Annotated in this window: 1 pseudogene; it reads right to left on the bottom strand. The window is 45.6% G+C overall.

Annotated features, from left to right (window positions below):
- A pseudogene (locus I3217_RS14970) lies at positions 1 to 1,089 on the bottom strand (hypothetical protein); the annotation flags it as partial.

The raw sequence follows: 1,089 nt of genomic DNA on the forward strand, positions 1-1,089 counted from the left end.
AACTGTTACTGTATAAGTCGTCGTTTCTGATGGACTTACCGTGATACTTTCTGTCGTTTCTCCGTTGCTCCAGACATAAGCTGAACCTCCGCTTGCGGTTAAAGTTACGCTCTCGCCCGCACAGATGGTTTGATCATCTCCGGCATCGGCTACTACTTCAACTTTTGTTGCTTCTACAGTCACTTTTACCTGAGCACTATCTGAACAACCACCGTCGTTAAATACTTCAACGGTATACGTTCTGGTCTGATTTGGTGTTACCGTGATACTGGCTGTAGTCTCACCTGTATTCCACTTATAAGATGTTCCTCCTGTTGCAGTTAAGGTTACACTCTCGCCTTGTTCTATGGTCTGATTTGATCCGGCATCGGCCACTGGTAAAGCTGTTACATTTACTGTTACATCATCCGTTGCACTGACATCACCTTCGGAAACTGTTACTGTATAGGTTGTCGTTTCTGATGGACTTACCGTGATACTTTCTGTCGTTTCTCCATTACTCCAAACATAAGATGCACCTCCACTTGCGGTTAAAGTTACGCTCTCGCCTGCACAGATCGTCTGATCGTCTCCGGCATCGGCTGTGATTTCAACTTTAACTGCATTTACAGTCACTTTTACCTGAGCACTATCCGAACAACCGCCGTCATTGAATACTTCAACAGTATACGTTCTGGTCTGATTTGGTGTTACTGTGATACTGGCTGTAGTCTCACCTGTATTCCACTTATAAGATGTTCCTCCGGTTGCAGTTAAGGTTACACTCTCACCTTGTTCTATGGTCTGATTCGTTCCTGCATCGGCCACTGGTAAAGCAGTTACGTTTACCGTTACATCATCCGTTGCACTGACATCCCCTTCGGAAACTGTTACTGTATAGGTCGTCGTTTCTGATGGACTTACCGTGATACTTTCTGTCGTTTCTCCGTTGCTCCAGACATAGGCTGAACCTCCAGTTGCGGTTAAAGTTACGCTCTCACCCGCACAGATCGTCTGATCGTCTCCGGCATCAGCTTCTACTTCTACTGTTGGGATGTTTACTGTTACTCTTACCTGAGCTGTATCTGAACAACCGCCGTCATTGAATAC

The organism is Formosa sp. S-31, from assembly GCF_051172795.1.
In the GTDB taxonomy this organism is placed as follows: Bacteria; Bacteroidota; Bacteroidia; order Flavobacteriales; family Flavobacteriaceae; genus Formosa.